Annotated in this window: 21 protein-coding genes; 9 read left to right on the top strand and 12 right to left on the bottom strand. The window is 52.3% G+C overall.

Features of this window, described 5'->3' with window-relative positions:
- Positions 1-233: 233 nt before the first annotated feature.
- A complete protein-coding gene (gmhB, locus tag D9734_RS02285) occupies positions 234-806 on the bottom strand; it encodes a D-glycero-beta-D-manno-heptose 1,7-bisphosphate 7-phosphatase (RefSeq protein ID WP_130205052.1) in 573 nt (190 codons plus the stop codon).
- Positions 807-993: 187 nt separating this feature from the next.
- On the opposite strand from gmhB, the gene metN reads away from it, so the two are divergent.
- The 7 genes from metN to D9734_RS02250 all read left to right on the top strand — a co-directional run bounded on the left by metN (position 994) and on the right by D9734_RS02250 (position 7,457).
- A complete protein-coding gene (metN, locus tag D9734_RS02280; protein WP_000593990.1) occupies positions 994-2,025 on the top strand; it encodes a methionine ABC transporter ATP-binding protein MetN in 1,032 nt (343 codons plus the stop codon).
- Positions 2,018-2,671 (top strand): methionine ABC transporter permease MetI, encoded by a 654-nt coding sequence (locus tag D9734_RS02275; protein WP_001294600.1) that lies wholly within the window; start codon positions 2,018-2,020, stop codon positions 2,669-2,671. Before metN ends, D9734_RS02275 begins: the two co-directional genes overlap by 8 nt.
- A gap of 39 nt (positions 2,672-2,710) precedes the next feature.
- On the top strand, positions 2,711-3,526 hold the full coding sequence (metQ, locus tag D9734_RS02270) for a methionine ABC transporter substrate-binding lipoprotein MetQ (protein WP_130205050.1): 816 nt from the start codon (positions 2,711-2,713) through the stop codon (positions 3,524-3,526).
- Positions 3,527-3,643: 117 nt separating this feature from the next.
- The gene (gene rcsF / locus D9734_RS02265; RefSeq protein ID WP_001202329.1) at positions 3,644-4,048 is read left to right on the top strand and encodes an Rcs stress response system protein RcsF; all 405 of its coding nucleotides are present in this window, start codon (positions 3,644-3,646) and stop codon (positions 4,046-4,048) included.
- Positions 4,045-4,752 (top strand): tRNA (N6-threonylcarbamoyladenosine(37)-N6)-methyltransferase TrmO, encoded by a 708-nt coding sequence (gene tsaA / locus D9734_RS02260; RefSeq protein WP_130205048.1) that lies wholly within the window; start codon positions 4,045-4,047, stop codon positions 4,750-4,752. Before rcsF ends, tsaA begins: the two co-directional genes overlap by 4 nt.
- A 110-nt stretch (positions 4,753-4,862) precedes the next feature.
- Complete coding sequence (gene proS, locus D9734_RS02255; protein WP_001260707.1) at positions 4,863-6,581, top strand: proline--tRNA ligase; 1,719 nt, start codon at positions 4,863-4,865, stop codon at positions 6,579-6,581.
- A gap of 51 nt (positions 6,582-6,632) precedes the next feature.
- A complete protein-coding gene (locus tag D9734_RS02250; RefSeq protein WP_130205046.1) occupies positions 6,633-7,457 on the top strand; it encodes a YaeF family permuted papain-like enzyme in 825 nt (274 codons plus the stop codon).
- A 154-nt stretch (positions 7,458-7,611) separates the two neighbouring features.
- Here D9734_RS02250 and nlpE read toward each other — a convergent pair whose 3' ends face one another.
- The 3 genes from nlpE to D9734_RS02235 are packed head-to-tail and all read right to left on the bottom strand — an operon-like array spanning position 7,612 to position 9,300.
- Entirely contained in the window at positions 7,612-8,322 is a 711-nt protein-coding gene (nlpE, locus tag D9734_RS02245) for an envelope stress response activation lipoprotein NlpE (RefSeq protein WP_130205044.1), read from the bottom strand.
- A 13-nt stretch (positions 8,323-8,335) separates the two neighbouring features.
- The gene (gene arfB, locus D9734_RS02240; RefSeq protein WP_130205042.1) at positions 8,336-8,758 is read right to left on the bottom strand and encodes an alternative ribosome rescue aminoacyl-tRNA hydrolase ArfB; all 423 of its coding nucleotides are present in this window, start codon (positions 8,756-8,758) and stop codon (positions 8,336-8,338) included.
- On the bottom strand, positions 8,755-9,300 hold the full coding sequence (locus tag D9734_RS02235; protein WP_001185282.1) for a YaeQ family protein: 546 nt from the start codon (positions 9,298-9,300) through the stop codon (positions 8,755-8,757). Before D9734_RS02235 ends, arfB begins: the two co-directional genes overlap by 4 nt.
- A 165-nt stretch (positions 9,301-9,465) precedes the next feature.
- On the opposite strand from D9734_RS02235, the gene D9734_RS02230 reads away from it, so the two are divergent.
- Positions 9,466-9,666, top strand: a complete 201-nt coding sequence (locus D9734_RS02230) for a YaeP family protein (RefSeq protein WP_000417058.1) — start codon at positions 9,466-9,468, stop codon at positions 9,664-9,666.
- Positions 9,653-9,913, top strand: a complete 261-nt coding sequence (gene rof, locus D9734_RS02225; protein ID WP_000062312.1) for a Rho-binding antiterminator — start codon at positions 9,653-9,655, stop codon at positions 9,911-9,913. The genes D9734_RS02230 and rof overlap by 14 nt, the downstream gene beginning before the upstream one ends.
- Positions 9,914-9,961: 48 nt before the next feature.
- Here the strand turns inward: rof and tilS are convergent, their stop codons facing one another.
- The 8 genes from tilS to lpxA all read right to left on the bottom strand — a co-directional run bounded on the left by tilS (position 9,962) and on the right by lpxA (position 19,378).
- Positions 9,962-11,260 (bottom strand): tRNA lysidine(34) synthetase TilS, encoded by a 1,299-nt coding sequence (tilS, locus tag D9734_RS02220; protein ID WP_130205040.1) that lies wholly within the window; start codon positions 11,258-11,260, stop codon positions 9,962-9,964.
- Positions 11,261-11,324: 64 nt separating this feature from the next.
- Positions 11,325-11,714 carry a VOC family protein gene (locus tag D9734_RS02215; protein WP_130205038.1) on the bottom strand — a complete coding sequence of 130 codons (390 nt, stop codon included), beginning with the start codon at positions 11,712-11,714 and terminating at the stop codon, positions 11,325-11,327.
- A 164-nt stretch (positions 11,715-11,878) separates the two neighbouring features.
- On the bottom strand, positions 11,879-12,133 hold the full coding sequence (locus tag D9734_RS02210; RefSeq protein ID WP_130205036.1) for a DUF4282 domain-containing protein: 255 nt from the start codon (positions 12,131-12,133) through the stop codon (positions 11,879-11,881).
- A 224-nt stretch (positions 12,134-12,357) separates the two neighbouring features.
- Positions 12,358-13,317 (bottom strand): acetyl-CoA carboxylase carboxyl transferase subunit alpha, encoded by a 960-nt coding sequence (gene accA / locus D9734_RS02205; protein ID WP_000055746.1) that lies wholly within the window; start codon positions 13,315-13,317, stop codon positions 12,358-12,360.
- A gap of 12 nt (positions 13,318-13,329) precedes the next feature.
- Complete coding sequence (gene dnaE, locus D9734_RS02200) at positions 13,330-16,812, bottom strand: DNA polymerase III subunit alpha (protein ID WP_130205034.1); 3,483 nt, start codon at positions 16,810-16,812, stop codon at positions 13,330-13,332.
- 36 nt (positions 16,813-16,848) lie between these two features.
- Positions 16,849-17,445, bottom strand: coding sequence for a ribonuclease HII (gene rnhB / locus D9734_RS02195; RefSeq protein WP_130205032.1), 597 nt, complete (start codon positions 17,443-17,445; stop codon positions 16,849-16,851).
- Entirely contained in the window at positions 17,442-18,590 is a 1,149-nt protein-coding gene (lpxB, locus tag D9734_RS02190; protein ID WP_130205030.1) for a lipid-A-disaccharide synthase, read from the bottom strand. The genes rnhB and lpxB overlap by 4 nt, the downstream gene beginning before the upstream one ends.
- On the bottom strand, positions 18,590-19,378 hold the full coding sequence (gene lpxA / locus D9734_RS02185; protein WP_000565966.1) for an acyl-ACP--UDP-N-acetylglucosamine O-acyltransferase: 789 nt from the start codon (positions 19,376-19,378) through the stop codon (positions 18,590-18,592). Before lpxA ends, lpxB begins: the two co-directional genes overlap by 1 nt.
- Between the last annotated feature and the right edge of the window lies 1 nt (position 19,379).

Below are 19,379 nucleotides of genomic sequence, written 5' to 3'. Positions count from 1 at the left end.
TTGTTAAAGAGCAGTTGCGACACGGCTTTCAGCTCACTGTCGCGAGGTGGCGTATATTACGCTTTCCTCTTTCAGAGTCAACCCTGAATTTCAGGATTTTCTCTTCAACCGAACCGGCTGTTTGTGTGAAGTGATTCACATCTGCCGTGTCGATGGAGGCGCATTATAGGGAGTCAGCTCAGGAAGACAAGCGGAAAAATGCATTTTTATTTCAACCGCTCATCTTTTAGTCATTACACCGATTTTTGCTGCTTTTTTATCGCTTGCGGCAGGTCTGCCAGGCTATTTAACACCCAATCCGCCGCCGTTTCTGCTTCAGGGGTAATAGGTTTACCCGTACGCACCAGCACTTTTGTTCCCACGTTCGCCGCAGCCGCTGCCTGCATATCTTCTAATTTATCGCCCACCATATAAGAAGCGGCCATATCAATATGCAAATAATCGCGTGCTGACAAAAGCATCCCCGGATGTGGTTTGCGGCAATCGCAGACCTGGCGAAACTCTTCAACACTGCCCTGCGGATGATGCGGACAATAATAGATGCCATCCAGATCAACATCGCGGTCCGCCAGCGACCAGTCCATCCACTCGGTCAGCGTTTCAAACTGTGCTTCAGTAAATTTACCGCGAGCAATGCCAGACTGGTTAGTTACTACCACCAGCGCGAAGCCCATTTTTTTTAGCTCGCGCATGGCGTCAATAACACCGTCGATAAACTCAAAGTTGTCGATCTCATGGACATAGCCGTGATCGACATTAATGGTGCCATCACGGTCAAGAAAAATTGCGGGTACGCTCTTCGCCACCTTTTATAGCTCCTTAATAAGGCATGTGACGCTAGTATCGCATGTTTCGACCAGCAAGAAAGTGCTCTTCGCATAAACCTGATTGATTTAGACGTCTGGATGCCTTAACATCCATTTCATTGACGGCGATGCCCGTTCCAGGCATTCGAAATGCCACGACTAACTTAATGACGATAATAAATAATCAATGATAAAACTTTCGAATATCACCAAAGTGTTCCACCAGGGCACCCGCACCATCCAGGCGTTGAACAACGTCAGCCTGCATGTGCCAGCTGGACAAATTTATGGCGTTATCGGTGCCTCAGGCGCGGGTAAGAGTACGCTTATACGTTGTGTAAACCTGCTGGAGCGCCCAACCGAGGGTAGCGTGCTGGTCGATGGCCAGGAACTGACCACGCTGTCAGAATCTGAGTTGACTAAAGCTCGCCGCCAGATTGGTATGATTTTCCAGCATTTTAACCTGCTCTCTTCGCGTACTGTTTTTGGCAACGTGGCTCTGCCGCTGGAGCTGGACAATACGCCGAAAGACGAGATCAAACGTCGCGTGACGGAATTGCTGTCATTGGTTGGTCTTGGTGATAAGCATGATAGCTATCCGTCGAACCTTTCCGGTGGGCAGAAACAGCGTGTGGCGATTGCCCGTGCATTAGCCAGCAATCCCAAAGTATTGCTGTGTGATGAAGCCACCAGCGCGCTGGACCCGGCAACGACACGTTCTATTCTCGAACTGCTGAAAGATATCAACCGCCGTCTGGGTTTGACGATTCTGTTGATCACCCACGAAATGGACGTTGTGAAGCGCATTTGTGATTGCGTGGCGGTCATCAGCAATGGCGAACTGATCGAGCAGGACAAGGTAAGTGAAGTGTTCTCGCATCCGAAAACGCCGCTGGCGCAAAAATTTATTCAGTCGACTCTGCATCTGGATATCCCGGAAGATTACCAGGAACGTCTGCAAGCGGAGCCGTTCACTGACTGCGTGCCGATGCTGCGTCTGGAGTTTACCGGTCAGTCGGTCGATGCCCCACTGCTCTCCGAAACCGCGCGTCGTTTCAACGTTAATAACAACATTATTAGCGCGCAGATGGATTACGCCGGTGGCGTTAAGTTCGGCATCATGCTGACTGAAATGCACGGCACACAACAAGATACGCAAGCCGCCATTGCCTGGCTGCAGGAACACCATGTAAAAGTAGAGGTACTGGGTTATGTCTGAGCCGATGATGTGGCTGCTGGTTCGTGGCGTATGGGAAACGCTGGCAATGACCTTCGTATCCGGTTTTTTTGGGTTTGTGATTGGTCTGCCGGTTGGCGTTCTGCTTTATGTCACGCGTCCGGGGCAAATTATTGCTAACGCGAAGCTGTATCGTACCGTTTCTGCGATTGTGAACATTTTCCGTTCCATCCCGTTCATTATCTTGCTGGTATGGATGATTCCATTTACCCGCGTTATTGTCGGTACATCGATTGGTTTGCAGGCAGCGATTGTTCCGTTAACCGTTGGTGCAGCACCGTTTATTGCCCGCATGGTCGAGAACGCCCTGCTGGAGATCCCAACCGGGTTAATTGAAGCTTCCCGCGCAATGGGTGCCACGCCAATGCAGATCGTCCGTAAAGTGCTGTTACCGGAAGCGTTGCCAGGTCTGGTAAATGCGGCAACTATTACCCTGATTACCCTGGTCGGTTATTCCGCGATGGGTGGTGCAGTCGGTGCCGGTGGTTTAGGTCAGATTGGCTATCAATATGGTTACATCGGCTATAACGCGACTGTCATGAACACGGTACTGGTATTGCTGGTCATTCTGGTTTATTTAATTCAGTTCGCAGGCGACCGCATCGTCCGGGCTGTCACTCGCAAGTAACGTTCAACACAACATAAATAATTGAAGAAGGAATAAGGTATGGCGTTCAAATTCAAAACCTTTGCGGCAGTGGGAGCCCTGATTGGATCACTGGCACTGGTAGGCTGCGGCCAGGATGAAAAAGATCCGAACCACATTAAAGTTGGCGTGATTGTTGGTGCCGAACAGCAGGTTGCAGAAGTCGCGCAGAAAGTTGCGAAAGACAAATATGGCCTGGACGTTGAGCTGGTAACCTTCAACGACTATGTTCTGCCAAACGAAGCATTGAGCAAAGGCGATATCGACGCCAACGCCTTCCAGCACAAACCGTATCTTGATCAGCAACTGAAAGATCGTGGCTACAAACTGGTCGCAGTAGGCAACACTTTTGTTTATCCGATTGCTGGTTACTCCAAGAAAATCAAATCACTGGATGAACTGCAGGATGGTTCGCAGGTTGCCGTGCCAAACGACCCAACTAACCTTGGTCGTTCACTGCTGCTGCTGCAAAAAGTGGGCTTGATCAAACTGAAAGATGGCGTTGGCCTGCTGCCGACCGTTCTTGATGTTGTTGAGAACCCAAAAAATCTGAAAATTGTTGAACTGGAAGCACCGCAGTTGCCGCGTTCTCTGGATGATGCCCAAATTGAGCTGGCGGTTATCAATACCACTTATGCCAGCCAGATTGGTCTGACTCCGGCGAAAGACGGTATCTTTGTCGAAGATAAAGAGTCCCCGTACGTAAACCTGATCGTAACGCGTGAAGACAACAAAGACGCCGAGAACGTGAAGAAATTCGTTCAGGCTTATCAGTCTGACGAAGTTTACGAAGCAGCAAACAAAGTGTTTAACGGCGGCGCTGTTAAAGGCTGGTAATTTTTAGGCTGTTTCCACAATTTGTAATATCATTCAGGATGGGCGCTTGCCCGTCTTGTCATTTTTACAAGCTCCTGATTCAATATTGACGTTTTGATCATACATTGAGGAAATACTATGCGTGCTTTACCGATCTGTTTAGTAGCACTCATGCTAAGCGGCTGTTCCATGTTAAGCAGATCCCCTGTCGAACCCGTTCAAAGCACTGCACCCCAGCCGAAAGCGGAGCCAGCAAAACCGAAAGCGCCGCGCGCCACACCGGTCCGAATTTATACCAATGCAGAAGAATTAGTCGGCAAACCGTTCCGCGATCTCGGTGAAGTCAGTGGCGACTCTTGCCAGGCCTCTAATCAGGACTCTCCGCCAAGCATTCCAACCGCGCGTAAGCGGATGCAAATCAACGCCTCTAAAATGAAAGCCAATGCGGTATTACTGCATAGCTGCGAAGTCACCAGCGGTACGCCAGGCTGCTATCGTCAGGCTGTATGTATCGGTTCTGCGCTTAACATTACGGCGAAATGAGCAGTTTCCAGTTCGAGCAAATAGGCGTTATTCGCTCGCCCTATAAAGAAAAATTCGCCGTTCCGCGCCAGCCAGGTCTGGTAAAAAGCGCCAACGGCGAACTGCATCTCATTGCTCCCTACAACCAGGCCGACGCCGTGCGCGGCCTGGAAGCGTTCAGCCATTTATGGATCCTTTTCGTCTTTCATCAAACGATGGAAGGCGGCTGGCGCCCAACTGTGCGTCCGCCTCGTCTTGGTGGTAATGCCAGAATGGGCGTTTTCGCCACACGCTCTACTTTCCGTCCTAATCCGATTGGTATGTCGCTGGTAGAGCTGAAAGAGGTTGTTTGCCATAAAGACAGCGTGATTCTGAAGCTTGGCAGTCTGGATCTGGTCGATGGGACGCCAGTGGTGGATATCAAACCGTATCTCCCCTTTGCCGAATCGCTTCCCGATGCCAGCGCCAGCTATGCGCAAAATGCGCCAGCGGCAGAAATGGCGGTGAGCTTTACCGCAGAGGTCGAAAAGCAGCTTTTGACACTGGAGAAGCGTTATCCGCAGTTAACGCTGTTTATCCGCGAAGTACTGGCGCAGGACCCGCGCCCGGCCTATCGTAAAGGTGAGGAAACGGGCAAAACCTATGCCGTCTGGCTGCATGATTTTAACGTTCGCTGGCGCGTCACCGACGCAGGTTTTGAAGTCTTTGCGCTGGAACCGCGTTAAATTCACGCCCTTCTCTTTTGACATTTCTTTTGCACTGGTAAACTAAATCACTTTTTTTGTCCCAGGCTCGCCTTGAGCCTGTTCTACCTTCCAACTGGAACCGTAACAACATGCGTACTAGCCAATACCTGCTCTCCACTCTCAAGGAGACACCTGCCGACGCCGAGGTGATCAGCCATCAGCTGATGCTGCGCGCCGGGATGATCCGCAAGCTGGCCTCCGGGTTATATACCTGGCTGCCGACCGGCGTGCGCGTTCTGAAAAAAGTCGAAAACATCGTGCGTGAAGAGATGAACAACGCCGGTGCGATCGAGGTGTCGATGCCGGTGGTTCAGCCAGCCGATTTGTGGCAAGAGAGTGGTCGTTGGGAACAGTACGGTCCGGAACTGCTGCGTTTTGTTGACCGTGGCGAGCGTCCGTTCGTACTCGGCCCAACTCATGAAGAAGTTATCACTGACCTGATTCGTAACGAGCTTAGCTCTTACAAACAGCTGCCGCTGAACTTCTATCAGATCCAGACCAAGTTCCGCGATGAAGTGCGTCCGCGTTTCGGCGTCATGCGTTCCCGCGAATTCCTGATGAAAGATGCTTACTCTTTCCATACTTCTCAGGAATCCCTACAGGAAACCTACGATGCAATGTATGCGGCCTACAGCAAAATCTTCAGCCGCATGGGGCTGGATTTCCGCGCCGTACAGGCCGACACCGGTTCTATCGGCGGTAGCGCCTCTCACGAATTCCAGGTGCTGGCGCAGAGCGGTGAAGACGATGTGGTCTTCTCCGACACCTCTGACTATGCAGCGAACATTGAACTGGCAGAAGCTATCGCGCCGAAAGAACCGCGCGCTGCTGCTACCCAAGAGATGACGCTGGTTGATACGCCGAACGCGAAAACCATCGCGGAACTGGTTGAACAGTTCAATCTGCCGATTGAGAAAACGGTTAAGACTCTGCTGGTTAAAGCGGTTGAAGGCAGTAGCTTCCCGCTGGTTGCGCTGCTGGTGCGCGGTGATCACGAGCTGAACGAAGTTAAAGCAGAAAAACTGCCGCAGGTTGCAAGCCCGCTGACTTTTGCGACTGAAGAAGAAATTCGTGCCGTGGTTAAAGCCGGCCCGGGTTCACTGGGTCCGGTAAACATGCCGATTCCGGTAGTGATTGACCGCACCGTTGCGGCGATGAGTGATTTCGCTGCTGGTGCTAACATCGATGGTAAACACTACTTCGGTATCAACTGGGATCGCGATGTCGCTACCCCGGAAATTGCGGATATCCGCAACGTGGTGGCGGGCGATCCAAGCCCGGATGGTCAGGGTACGCTGCTGATCAAACGTGGTATCGAAGTCGGTCACATCTTCCAGCTGGGTACCAAGTACTCCGAAGCACTGAAAGCCTCCGTACAGGGTGAAGATGGCCGTAACCAAATCCTGACAATGGGTTGCTACGGTATCGGGGTAACGCGTGTAGTAGCTGCGGCGATTGAGCAAAACTATGACGAACGCGGCATCGTATGGCCTGACGCGATTGCGCCGTTCCAGGTGGCGATTCTGCCGATGAACATGCACAAATCCTTCCGCGTACAGGAACTGGCCGAGAAACTGTACAGCGAGCTGCGCGCGCAAGGTATCGAAGTGCTGCTGGATGACCGCAAAGAGCGTCCAGGCGTGATGTTTGCTGATATGGAACTGATCGGTATTCCGCACACTATTGTGCTGGGCGACCGTAACCTCGACAACGACGATATCGAATATAAATATCGTCGTAACGGCGAGAAACAGTTAATTAAGACTGGTGACATCGTCGATTATCTGGTGAAACAGATTAAAGGCTGATGCCAGAAAGGGTCCTGATTTCAGGGCCCTTTTTTACATGGATTGTATAAAATGGATAAACCAAAGGCGCACTACCGCCTGCTTCTCCCCTGCTTTATTTTGCTTTCAGCCTGTACCGTTGATATCAGCCAGCCGGGTTCATCAGCCACAGCGGTGGATGCCGAGGCAAAAACATGGGCAGTTAAATTCCAGCATCAAAGCTCTTTTACCGAACAAGCAATAATTGAAATAACCGAGCCTGACCTCAAACCCGGCGATTTACTGTTCTCCTCAAGCCTTGGGGTAACCTCATTTGGTATCCGCGTCTTCAGCACTTCCTCTGTGAGTCACGTTGCAATCTATCTGGGTGATAATAACATTGCAGAAGCGACAGGCGCTGGCGTCCAGATTGTTTCCCTGAAAAAAGCCATGAAGCACAGTGATAAGCTTTTCGTTTTACGAGTCCCGGACCTTACCCCGCAACAAGCCACAGAAATCACCGCGTTCGCCAACAAAATCAAAGATAGCGGGTATAACTATCGCGGCATTGTCGAGTTCATTCCATTTATGGTGACCCGCCAGATGTGCTCACTAAATCCGTTCTCCGAGGATTTTCGCCAACAGTGCGTCAGCGGCCTGGCGAAAGCACAGTTAAGCAGTGTGGGCGAAGGAGACAAAAAGTCGTGGTTTTGTTCGGAATTTGTCACTGATGCTTTTGCCAAAGCCGGGCATCCGCTTACGCTGGCGCAGTCAGGTTGGATTAGCCCTGCCGATCTGATGCATATGCGTACTGGTGATGTCTCTGCGTTTAAGCCAGAAACGCAGTTACAGTATGTTGGGCACCTGAAGCCTGGGATTTATATCAAGGCGGGTCGCTTTGTTGGGCTGACCAAGTGATAAAAGCCAGCCTCGTGTGCAAAATGCCGGATGCGGCGTGAACGCCTTATCCGGCCAACAAATCGTGCCAATTCAAAATATTGCATTATATGCTGTAGGCCTGATAAGCGCAGCGCATCAGGCATTTTTTCGTTTGTTTCTGTCTCAAGACGGGTTACAGCCCCAAACTACTGCAATCCTTGTTCGGGTAAAATTTACCCGCCGTATCGGGCGCTAATAATTTGGTCGGCGCACCGGTATCCGGATTAACCTCCAGCGTAAAGTGACCTTCAACTGACAATAACACCGGTTTTTCACTGTTACCACGAGCCGCCAGATAGCCACGCTCCAGCTCTGCGTTATTCGCCACCATAAAACGTTTTCCGGTCGCGCAATCAGTAAAAGTTGCTGCGTCTGCCATATAGAAATACATGCCACGCAGGGTCATCGGCGTCATTGGCATGCTCGATTTTGCCGGTTCCAGCGTGTAGTTGAACTGCGATTCAATCGGATTGCCTTCGCGATCGAGCATCTCCAGCGCATCCCCTTTCGCCCGATAATATGACTTTTCGCCTTTACTGTCGGTTAATACCAGCTTGTCGGCAGTTCGCGCCCATGTACCGTAAGAGGCAAAGGATGAAGGCTCTTCACGAGCGCCAAGATAGCGTTCGTTCATCACCCAGGTTCCATCTTTTTCGAGGAACAGAGAGGTTTCGATCCCTTCGCAATCGGCACACGGCAGCACGCCGCGCCAACTTTGCGGCATCGGTTTCAGTTCGGCAGCCTGCGCCGGAGAAAGCGTATCGACTTCGGCCCGATTGTTACATCCCATCAGAGTAAAGAGGCTGATTACAGCCATCGCTGTCACTATCGCTTTTCTCACCATCCATTCCTTCTTTTTACTCCCGACCGCTGCGCACTTTGCCGCGCATCGCCTTCACGCTTGATTTTTGTGCCTTCGATGCCAGCCTGCGCTCTTTTGATGCGCGGGTGGGCCGCGTGGGTCGTCGGGCTTTTTGTTCTGTTGTTAATTCTTTAATCACTGCCACCAACCGGGCCAGCGCCGCTTCGCGGTTGAGCTCCTGACTACGGTATTCCTGCGCCTTAATGACAATCACGCCATCGCTGCTGATTAAATGATGGCTGGCGGCGAGCAGGCGCTCTTTGTAATACTCTGGCAGGCTGGACGCCCGAATGTCAAAACGCAGATGAATGGCCGTTGAGGTCTTATTGACATGCTGCCCACCCGCGCCCTGTGCACGAATAGCAGTGATCTCAAGCTCGTCATCGGGGATAGCAACATGTCGGGAAATCACAATCATGAAGGTTGTTGCCAGGCAGTTAAGTTCACTTCCAGATTATTCTTATCATCCGATAACCAGATCACGCCATCCTGAATCGTTGCCTGCAGCGTCATGGTACGATCGGCAAAGGCACTCACTTTCGCCAGCTGCTCGTCGTCCAGATACCAGACGGAAAGATTGGCAAACTGCGCACATTTGCTCTGATTTTGCTGCCACCAGATTTGCGCCGCCCGACTATTATAGGCAAACAGCGCCACTTCTGCGGCCTGGGTGCAGGCTTTCTTAATCCGTCGCTCATCCGGCAGCCCCAGTTCAATCCACAAATCAATGCCCAGGTGATCGTTACGCAGCCACGCTTCCGGCTCATCATCGGCACACAAACCTCGGGTAAATTGCAGACGTTCATCAGCATATTTCAGCCACGCCAGCAGGCGCAGCATCATGCGCTCCTGGGTTTCTGAAGGATGGCGCGCCAGCGTCAGAGAGGCATCGAGAAACTGGTTGCGGTCGAGATCGGCCACATTAACCGTCGCTTTATAAATTGTCGCTTTAAGCGCCATAAGAAAACTCCTTTCGAATCAGGAGGCCATTGTAACGGAATACGTGCAGTTGCGGCGCTGATATTGCAGAAATGAGTGTGGTATAGTCACCTTGCGAAACAGAGTTTATCTTCGTAGGCTTAGACTTGCATCCACGGTTAAGTCAGAGTGCTGACAGGAGGGCATGTGGAAAAATATTGTGAGTTAATACGCAAGCGGTACGCGGAAATCGCCAGCGGAGACTTAGGATACGTTCCGGACGCGCTGGGCTGCGTTTTGAAAGTGCTGAATGAAATGGCTGCCGACGACGCCCTTTCTGAGGCTGTCAGGGAAAAAGCAGCATACGCTGCGGCAAACTTACTGGTGAGCGATTATGTCAATGAATGATACGTATCAACCAATCAATTGTGATGATTACGATAATCTTGAGCTCGCCTGCCAGCATCATTTAATGCTGACACTTGAGCTGAAAGATGGCGAAAAATTGCAGGCGAAGGCCAGCGATTTAGTCTCCCGCAAAAATGTGGAGTATCTGGTCGTCGAGGCCGCTGGCGAAACCCGCGAGCTACGTCTGGATAAAATTACCAGCTTTAGCCACCCGGAAATCGGTACGGTGGTGGTGAGCGAGTCCTGATTGACTTTCGCCGGATGCGACGTTTGAAGCGTCTTATCCGGCTTTCACTTAACTAAGTGTTTTCTGCCAGATAAAACTTACGCCATTCTCACCTTCAGCCACACCTTCTTGCGTCACAAATACCCCTGCCGCCGCAATCAGCGTTTCGCCATAAAACAGCAGTGGCGTGGTGTCACGTAGCCACGGCGGCACGCCCAGCTCTTGCCAGATTTTCTTCAGCTTACGTCCGCCGTTGCGCCCGACAATATGCAGCAATCCTGGCGCTTTGAAACGCACGCTGACCGCTTCGTCTGCACGCGGAGAGCGAATATCGCCTCCCGCAGTAAGCTGTACACTTCCCAGCCCCGCCGGTAATTCCAGCGGTTGTAGCCACGTCTGCCACGGCACAATGGTTTCGCTTTGCCCGGCGACGGATTTAATCCACCACAATTGCGACTGATAGCGGCGGATTTCAAACGCGCCAAAACGTAAACAGGGGGAAGCATCTTCCCGCGCCAGCGCCACTTCCTGCCAGATCCGCCCCAGCGCGTCGCGGGAAGGCATTGGGGCATTCAGCCCTGCCAGCCAGCGGCGGATAATCGCGGCGCGACGGGCATCACTCATCGCCAGCATTGGCGCAATCTGCAGCGTCCTTTGCGGCGTTTGGCAGTGCGCTAAATCATCCGCCAGCAGTTCATCCAGCAGGCTCTCTTGTTCGGCGCAAAGTGCGGCACTTCGGGCCGTCGCTTCGGCAAAATGTGGCCAACGCTGCTGCAATAACGGCACCACGCGCAGGCGCAGGAAGTTACGATCGTAGGAATCGTCCTGATTACTTTCGTCTTCAATCCAGCGTAAACCATGTGCCAATGCCCACTGCGCCAGTTCTCCCCGCGTACGGGCGAGCAACGGACGGATAAGCCGCGTTCCGGCAAACTCCGAGACTTCCCCCATAGCCGAAAGCCCGGCGGGGCCGCTTCCGCGTTTTAGCGCCAGCAGAAAGGTTTCACATTGATCGTCAAGATGTTGCGCTGTGACCAGCACTTCGCCAGGTAACAAGGTGCGGGCAAATGCCTGATAACGCGCCTGCCGTGCCTGGGCCTCAATGCCTAACCCCTCTTGCGCAAGCTGCACACGCTCAACCACCAGCGGCACCTGCCACTGCTGGCAGATATTTTCACAATGTTTCACCCAGGCATCAGCATTGGCACTTAACCCATGATGCACATGGATAGCGCGCAAAGCGACGCCCGGATTTTCCGCCCGCCACTGCACCAGTTGATGCAGCAGAACGGTAGAGTCAAGCCCGCCGCTAAAGGCCGCCAGAATCTGGCGTGAGGTGAGAAGTTGTGTATTCAGTGTGAGTGTCATGATAGCGCGATTTTACAGTAGCGATGCCCGGCACGTTACCGGGCAAATGCAGTAATGACAAGCCTTACTGCTCATACAGTTCCAGCGGCAGTCCGTCAGGGTCGTTAAAGAACGTGAAGCGTTTTTGCGTGTATGGATCGACACGTATCGCTTCACATTTCACGTTATTGCTTTCCAGGTGCGCCACTGCCGTATCGATATCATCAACGCTAAAAGCCAGATGGCGCAGGCCGCAGGCTTCCGGTCGACTGGGTCGTTGCGGCGGAAACGGAAATGAGAAAAGCTCAATCACGTACTGCCCGTTAAGTGCCAAATCCCCTTTCCACGAATCTCGCGCTTCACGATAGACTTCGCTTTGCAACGTGAAGCCGAGAATGTCGCAGTAAAAAGCTTTGCTCACCGCATAATCCGTCGCAATAATCGCAATATGGTGAACCTGTTTTAACCCCAACATAGAATCTCCTGCATTGATATGATACGCACGTGCATCGCTATATATTGATAATACGCACAAATTACAGGAAAGATGAATCAGACATTTACACTGACTTTAAAACAACATCTCAAACGCCTGTAATAGCGGTTGAGATGCGGTTTGGTGAAGCGCTTTGCGGGAGATTACTCTGCGCTATTCTTGCTAACACTCTCGGCAATGCGGCGCAAATATTCGTTATTCTTAAACGCTATCATAATTAATTCGAAAGTCATACGACAGCTTATAAGACCAATGACGGTATAAGCTAACCCTAAAATAATGTTTCCGCTAAATATGGAGAAGACGCCGCCTATCAGTGTCAGCACCATAGCCAGCCAGTAAAAAAACACCAGAACACGCGGCATAAGAAGATGATCAAATCCTAAAATTGCTTTCATATTTTATCCTTAAAAATTCTATGAGATTGATAAATTTATATTATTTTTGACCACTGTGTATATTGGTATATGCCTCCGAAATCGGAGTTATCAACAGGAGTTCAAGAATTTTATGGCAGGAGAAAACGAAAGTAAGATTATCTAAATGTAATTTATAATATGACTAAATAAACTACATAGAAAAAAAGGCCACCGAAGTGACCCTTTTTCAGAACTTTTGCGAATTACGCGTAACCGTAGCTCATCAGGCGCTGATAACGACGATTTTTTAAATCTTCAGTGCTTAACACGTCGAGATCGGCCAGATCCGCCAGCAGTTGCGCTTTCAAAGACGCCGCCATCGCTTCCGGGTTACGGTGAGCGCCGCCCAGCGGTTCCGGGATGATGGAGTCGATCAGTTTCAGTTCTTTCAGGCGCGGAGCGATGATACCCATCGCTTCAGCCGCCAGCGGCGCTTTGTCGGCGCTCTTCCACAGAATGGACGCACAACCTTCCGGCGAGATAACGGAATAGGTGCTGTATTGCAGCATATTCACTTTATCGCCCACGCCAATCGCCAGCGCGCCGCCAGAACCACCTTCACCGATAACGGTACAAATAGTCGGTACACTAAGGCGAGACATTTCACGCAGGTTGCGCGCGATGGCTTCAGACTGACCGCGTTCTTCTGCGCCCACGCCCGGATAAGCTCCAGGAGTGTCGATAAAGGTGATGATTGGCATCTTAAAGCGTTCAGCCATTTGCATCAGACGCAGAGCTTTGCGGTAACCTTCTGGTGCTGGCATACCAAAGTTACGGCGAATTTTTTCTTTGGTTTCACGACCTTTCTGATGACCAATGATCATCACCGGACGACCGTCAAGACGTGCGATACCACCGACGATAGCTTTGTCATCTGCATACGCACGATCACCAGCCAGTTCGTCAAATTCATCAAATGCCAGGCGAACGTAATCCAGGGTATAAGGGCGCTGTGGATGGCGTGCCAGTTGGGCAATCTGCCATGCGCCGAGATCGGCGAAGATTTTACGTGTCAGTTCTACGCTTTTTTCACGCAGACGATGCACTTCTTCATCGATGTTAATATCCAGTTTCTCGTCCTGACGGCTAACCGCAGTCAGAGAATCGATTTTCGCTTCCAGCTCTGCAATCGGCTGTTCAAAATCAAGGAAATTCAGACTCATAGTATTCCTGTATTAGTCAAACTCCAGTTCCACCTGCTCCGAACCAATGAGGCCACGGAGATCGTTTAACAAACGATCGCTCGGAGAGACACGCCACGTCGCGCCAAAACGCAACCGCGCGCGTGCATCCGCCCTCTGATAGTAGAGATGTACTGGAATTGTCCCAGAGCGGTGGGGTTCCAGAGACTGACGGAGTCGGTTTAAAAGCTGGTCATCAATTTGCCTGTCCGTCAGCGAGATAGCAAGCCCGCGAGCATATTTTTCCCGGGCTTCGTCAATATCCATCACTTCGCGAGCGGTCATTTTAAGCCCACCGCTGAAGTCATCAAAGCTGACCTGTCCGCTGACGATAAGTATGCGGTCTTTTTCCAGCAATTGCTGGTATTTATCCAGGGCGTCTGTAAACAACATCACTTCCAGGCGCCCGGAACGGTCATCCAGCGTGCAGATACCGATACGATTGCCGCGCTTGGTGACCATAACCCGCGCGGCAACAACGAGCCCCGCAGCCGTGGTGACTTTACCACGTTCTGTCGGGTGCATGTCTTTCAGCCTTACGCCTCCGACATAACGCTCAATCTCTTTTAAATACTGATTGATGGGGTGGCCCGTCAGGTACAGCCCCAACGTTTCACGTTCCCCATCTAACACCACCTGCTCCGGCCAAGGCTGGCAGCTGGCGTAGGATTGTTCAATTTGTTCCGGCTCTTCGGCCAGCACGCCGAACATATCGGCCTGACCGATGGCTTCCGCTTTCGCGTGTTGATCTGCCGCTTTTAACGCATCGCCCAGCGAGTTCATCAGCGCCGCGCGGTGTGGACCCAGACGGTCAAACGCCCCGGACATGATCAGTTTTTCCAGCACTCGCCGGTTTAACTTTTTGGTGTCGGTACGAGCGCAGAGATCAAACAGTTCGCGGAAATAGCCGCCTTTATTTCGGGCTTCGATGATGGCCTCAATCGGACCTTCACCTACCCCTTTGATCGCGCCAATACCATACACGATTTCGCCGTCGTCGTTGACGTGGAAATGGTAAAGACCGGAGTTTATATCTGGTGGCAGGATTTTCAGCCCCATCCGCCAGCACTCATCCACCAGGCCCACCACCTTCTCGGTATTGTCCATATCGGCGGTCATTACCGCCGCCATAAACTCCGCCGGATAGTGCGCTTTCAGCCATAACGTTTGATATGACACCAAAGCATAGGCCGCAGAGTGCGATTTGTTAAATCCGTAACCGGCGAATTTCTCCACCAGATCGAAGATTTTCATCGCCAGTTCGGCGTTGATCCCGTTCTTTTCTGCACCTTCAGCAAATACAGAACGCTGCTTAGCCATCTCTTCCGGCTTTTTCTTACCCATCGCACGACGCAGCATATCCGCGCCACCGAGGGTATAACCAGAAAGCACCTGGGCAATCTGCATGACCTGTTCCTGATACAGGATGATGCCGTAGGTTGGCTCCAGTACCGGTTTCAGGCTTTCATGCTGCCATTGCACGTCCGGGTAGGAAATCTCTTCGCGACCATGTTTACGGTCGATAAAGTTATCCACCATCCCTGATTGCAACGGGCCGGGGCGGAACAGTGCCACCAGTGCGATCATATCTTCGAAGCAGTCAGGTTGCAGACGCTTGATCAGGTCCTTCATGCCGCGCGATTCAAGCTGGAATACCGCCGTGGTTTCCGAGCGTTGCAGCATGTCGAAGCTTTTCTTATCATCCAGCGGGATCGCGGCGATATCCAGCGGCGGCTCGCCATTCTTCGCTCGCCGCTTGTTGATCATCTCCAGCGCCCAGTTGATGATGGTGAGCGTACGCAAACCGAGGAAGTCGAACTTCACCAGCCCGGCGTATTCAACGTCGCTTTTATCAAACTGGGTGACCGGATGTTTGCCCTCTTCATCGCAATAAAGTGGCGCAAAATCAGTAATTTTTGTCGGCGCGATAACCACCCCACCGGCGTGCTTACCGGCATTACGGGTGACCCCTTCCAGTTTGCGCGCCATGTCGATCAGCGCCTTAACTTCTTCATCCGCTTCGTAGATTTCCGGCAGCTGTGGCTCAGCTTCAAACGCTTTTGCCAGCGTCATTCCCGGATCGGGCGGGATCAGTTTCGAGATACGGTCGACAAAGCCGTACGGATGCCCCAGCACGCGGCCTACGTCGCGGATCACCGCTTTCGCCGCCATCGTACCGAAGGTGATGATCTGCGATACCGCATCACGACCGTACATGTCTGCCACGTGTTCGATCACCTGATCGCGTTTCTCCATACAGAAGTCAACGTCAAAGTCAGGCATGGAGACACGTTCCGGGTTAAGGAAACGTTCGAACAGCAGGTCAAATTCCAGCGGATCGAGGTCGGTGATTTTCAGCGCGTAGGCCACCAGTGACCCTGCACCGGATCCACGGCCCGGCCCTACCGGTACGCCGTTATCTTTCGACCACTGGATAAATTCCATAACGATGAGGAAGTAGCCCGGGAAGCCCATCTGGTTGATAACCTGAAGTTCAGTCTCCAGACGCTCGTCATATTCCGGGCGGCGCTTAACACGTTCTTCTTCATCAGGGAATAAAAATGCCAGACGCTCTTCCAGCCCCTCTTTTGCACGCTTGACCAGATAATCTTCAGTACTCATGTCCCCGGTCGGGAACTGCGGCAGGAAGTATTCACCAAGACGCACAGTCACGTTACAACGTTTGGCGATCTCAACGGTGTTGGCAAGGGCTTCGGGGATGTCGGCAAACAGCTCGCACATCTCCTCTTCGCTACGCATATATTGCTGCGGCGAATAGTTACGTGGGCGTTTGGGATCGTCGAGGGTAAAACCGTCATGAATCGCGACGCGGATTTCGTGTGCGTCAAAGTCGCTGCTGTCGATAAAGCGCACGTCGTTGGTCGCCACGACGGGCAAACCGCGCGCTTCCGCCAGTTCCACCGCCGCGTGCAAATAGCTTTCTTCGTCCGGCCTTCCGGTGCGAATCAGTTCGAGAAAATAGCGATCCGGGAAGTGTTCTTCATAAAACGCGACACACTCATCTACCAGCGCGCTGTTACCACGCAAAAGACTGCGTCCGACGTCGCCCATGCGCCCGCCAGAGAGCAAAATCAGCCCTTCGTTTAATTCGATAAGCCAGTCGCGATCGATGATCGGTCCGGCGGCACCGTAACCGCGCTGATACGCTTTTGAGATCAGCAACGTCAGATTCTGATAGCCGGTATTGTTCGCCGCCAGCACCGTCAGGTGGGTTAACTCATCACCCAATAAGTCGCACTGGACATTAAAATCCGCCCCGACGATGGGCTTAATCCCTGCGCCATGTCCCGCTCCGTAGAACTTCACCAGACCGCAAAGGTTGGTGAAATCGGTGATCGCCAGCGCAGGCATACCCAACGCCGCCGCCTTTTTTACCAGCGGCGCGGTTTTGGCCAGGCCATCGATCATCGAGTAGTCGCTGTGCACCCGCAGGTGTACGAAACGTGGTTCAGACATCTTCAGATTCCGGTTTACTTAATCTCGACACAAGAATCAGGACGCAAGTCCCAGTGCGCGTTTGACAGGCCCAAAGCTGCGACGATGATGTTCAGTCGCGCCATATTCAGCCAGTTTTTCCAGATGAAAAGCGGTTGGATACCCTTTGTGTTGGGCAAAGCCATATTGTGGATAAACGATGTCCAGCGCCGCCATTTCAGCGTCGCGCGTCACTTTCGCCAGGATAGACGCAGCACTGATTTCCGGTACGCGGCTATCGCCTTTAACTACAGCCATCGACGGCATCGGTAATTTCGGGCAGCGGTTACCATCAACCAACACATATTCCGGCGCAATATGCAGCCCAGCGACGGCACGCTGCATCGCCAGCATGGTCGCGTGTAAAATATTCAGTTCGTCGATTTCATGAGGTTCCGCACGGCCCAGGCTCCAGCTTAACGCTTTCTCTTTGATCTCTTCACAGAGCGCAAGACGACGTTTTTCACTTAGCTTTTTGGAATCATTCAACCCGACAATCGGGCGCGCCGGATCGAGGATCACGGCAGCGGTAACGACCGCGCCAACCAACGGCCCGCGCCCAACTTCATCCACACCTGCAACCAGATTCGTGTGCGGATAGACAAATTCGATCATTGTGCTAACTCCAGAACGGCTTGTGCCGCCTGCTCATCGGCATTGCAGCGGATCTGCTGATGCAACTCGCGGAAGGTGTCGTGCATCGCGTGGCTGGTTTTCCCGTTCGCCAACAGCGGTAACAGCGACTCAGCCAGTTTTTGCGGCTCACACTCTTCCTGCAATAATTCTTTAACTAACTCTCTGCCCGCCAGCAGGTTTGGCAGCGAGACATAATCGGTTTTCACCAGCCGCTTCGCCAACCAGAAGGTGAAAGGCTTCATGCGATACCCCACCACCATCGGGCATTTCGCCAGCATGCACTCCAGTGCAGCCGTACCCGATGCCAATAGCGCCGCATCGCTGGCGACCATCGCCTCACGGCCCATTCCATCCAGCATATGAACCGACAGGTCTGGCGCGACTTCAGCTTTGATGCGTTCAAACTGCTCACGGCGTTTGGCATTTACCAGCGGCACCACGATCTCCAGCTCAGGGTACGTCTGGCGCAAAAGCTGGGCAGTTTTCAGGAAATCGGCGCTAAGCATCTCAACTTCCGCGCCACGACTTCCCGGCAACAGCGCCAGACAGTGGGCATCGTGAGGGATCCCCAGCACATCACGCGCGGCGTTTTTATCTGGATCTAACGGCATGGCATCAGCCATGGTGTGACCGATAAAACGGCACGGCACGTTATATTTGTCATAAAACGCTTTTTCGAAAGGCAGAAATGCGAGCACCAGATCGGTGGCTCTGCCTATTTTGAAAACGCGTTTCTGTCGCCACGCCCAGACGGACGGACTGACATAATGAATGGTTTTGATACCCTGCTTTTTAAGGTTACCTTCAAGGGTAATATTGAAGTCAGGCGCATCAATACCGACAAAAACATCTGGCTTCAGTTCGCCAAAACGCTTTGTCAGATCGGCACGAATATGCAGTAAGCGACGCAGACGCCCGAGCACTTCAACAATGCCCATCACCGCCAGCTCTTCCATTTCGTACCAGGCTTCGCAACCTTCGCCTTGCATTCGTGGCCCGGCAACACCAACAAAGCGGGCATTGGGCACACGTTCTTTCAGAGCACGGATTAAACCGGCCCCCAGGATATCGCCGGAGGTTTCTCCGGCGACCAGGGCAATCGTTAATGGACGCTGTTCAGTCATTAACGAATCAGACCGCGCGTTGAGCGTGCAAAGAAATCGGTAAACGCTTTCACTTCCGGATATGTTTCCGCCAGTTCAGCAATTTCCGGTTTCACTTCATCGAGCGTTTTACCGCTGCGATAAATCAGCTTATACGCATTGCGGATAGCGGTAATCGCCTCACGGCTGAATCCGCGGCGCTTCAGCCCTTCGATATTGACACCGAACGGTGTTGCATGGTTACCCTGCGCAATGACATAAGGAGGGACGTCCTGCGCCACACCAGAGCAACCGCCTACCATCACGTGCGCACCAATGATGCAGAACTGATGGACTGCGGTCATGCCGCCGATGATCGCGAAGTCGTCTACCGATACGTGACCCGCCAGCGTTGCGTTGTTGGCGAGAATGCAGCGGTTACCTACCGTACAATCGTGCGCAATGTGCGCGTTGATCATCAGTAAGTTGTCGCTGCCCACCTTCGTCAATCCACCGCCCTGGACCGTGCCACGATGAATGGTGACGCTTTCGCGAATGCGGTTACGATCGCCAATTTCCACGCGGGTCGGTTCGCCAGCATATTTCAGATCCTGGTTAACTTCACCGATGGAGGCGAACTGATAAATCTCATTGTCGCGGCCAATTTTAGTATGACCATTCACGACAACGTGAGATTTCAGTACGGTACCCTCACCAATTTCGACATGGGGTCCAACGATACAAAAAGGACCAATGTGGGCGTTAGCGCCAATCGACGCGCCCTCTTCCACAATGGCAGTTGGATGCACAAAGGCGGATTTATCAATCACG

It is taken from the genome of Escherichia sp. E14S1 (genome assembly GCF_004211995.1).
Taxonomy (GTDB): Bacteria; Pseudomonadota; Gammaproteobacteria; order Enterobacterales; family Enterobacteriaceae; genus Escherichia.
This window is presented reverse-complemented; position numbering and strand designations above follow the sequence as displayed.